The sequence below is a fragment of the Lentilactobacillus parabuchneri DSM 5707 = NBRC 107865 genome (assembly GCF_001435315.1).
Lineage (GTDB): Bacteria > Bacillota > Bacilli > Lactobacillales > Lactobacillaceae > Lentilactobacillus > Lentilactobacillus parabuchneri.
On the sequence record NZ_AZGK01000038.1, the window covers coordinates 1 to 1638 of the forward strand.

Here is a 1638-nt window from a genome sequence, read left to right on the forward strand (position 1 = left end):
AGAAAAACTACTAAGCTTAGAGGCGTATATGAGACTCGACGGAGTCCATATACGCCTCTATTACTTTATAGTGGTAGTGAAGCACAGGCCGTGGTTCCTCTTTTGGCTCTTAGAAGCCGTACAGAAAAATGGCCGCTTCGCTGGTCTTAGAAAATTCGCTCAAAGTAGTTGGGTCCTAGAGACCGCGTTTTGAAAACTTGGTTACTAAGGCCTCAGTGAAGAGCTTCAAGAAAGGTAGATTAATATGCGAACAATTATTGGGTTAGATGTTTCTAAAGCAACAGCCACCTTATCGGTGGCCACCGAAGGCAAGACGATTTATGACAGTACCATCACATTAGATGCCATTGGCTTCAATACTTTAAAAGCAATGGTTGCCTCATACGATCGGCCGGAAGTCGTTTTTGAAGCGACTGGTGTGTATTCTCGACGGCTCGAGAAGTTTTTATTAGATAAAGGAATCCTGTACCATATTTTGAATCCCCTGGTCGCCAAGAAACGACTGGATGATGGTTCCAGATTACGAAAAAACGATATCAGAGACGCACAGGGGTTGGCCCTTACCGAGTTTGTCAAACAACCAGTCGCCTTTAAGCCTCGATTTATCGATCCCGTATACCGTGAATTGATGGACCTCAGTCGTTATTATGACCAACAAACTGAGGATCTCAAACGCGAGAAGAACCGGTTGCATCGGTCAATTCAGCTTACATTCCCAAACTTTGATGATGAGATTGATCTTAGCCGACGATCAGGATTAGCTGTGCTCCGTCTATTTCCGCACCCTTCACGATTACGCCAGGGCAGCTTTGAAGCGATTAAGCAAAAAATATTGGCGCTTCAATTAGCCGGAATTGGCGAAGGACGGGCTGATACTTTGACTCGCCGATTATGGCAAGCCAACGCGATTTCTTATCCCGCTGTCGATGAACAGTCACTAGTTATCAAACAAGTTCAAGACCAGGTTGATAATGTTTTACGGATCATGGATGGGCGTGAGGAAACGATTGTCTATATGACTATGTTGGCTCATCAGCTCCCAGAATACGAAATCCTCCTCAGCATTCCGGGGATTGGCGAAAACACAGCGGTCAGGATCCTTGGTGAGATTGGCGATGTGCGGCGATTTATGACCCGTGCTCAAATCAATAGTTATATCGGCATTGATCTCGTAGAGATCCAATCCGGGGACTATACGGCTCAGCGACGCATTACGAAACACGGCAATCCCCATGCACGAAAACTTTTATACTGGACTGTTGTGAACATGATTAGCTCGACTGCTAAACCCAATCACATACGTGATTTCTATGTAAAAAAACAAGAAACTGCCTCCCGTAGGAAGCCGCTTCTTGTCGCATGTATGGATCGTCTAATTAAGATAATCCACTACCTTATAAACACAAACCAGAACTACTCTTATGAACTAGCCTGTTCCAGATAGGACTGATTTGTTAATCTAACTTTACCAGCCTTGAGAAAATTTGAAAAGCCTGAGGCTTCTTTGGGTTACGCTCAAAGATAAAATAACAACCGTAAAACTCTGCTTTCTTTATAAAGGAACCCAATTATTAAGCCAAAAGGCTTATTAAATCATTAATAGCATCACTGTTTTACTTGACTAAACGTAGAAAAAGA

At 43.4% G+C, this 1638-nt stretch carries 1 protein-coding gene; it reads left to right on the forward strand.

Going from position 1 to position 1638, the window contains the following annotated elements; genetic code table 11:
• Positions 1-244 precede the first annotated feature (244 nt).
• Positions 245-1444 (forward strand): IS110 family RNA-guided transposase, encoded by a 1200-nt coding sequence (locus FC51_RS11990; RefSeq protein WP_057908983.1) that lies wholly within the window; start codon positions 245-247, stop codon positions 1442-1444.
• Positions 1445-1638 lie beyond the last annotated feature (194 nt).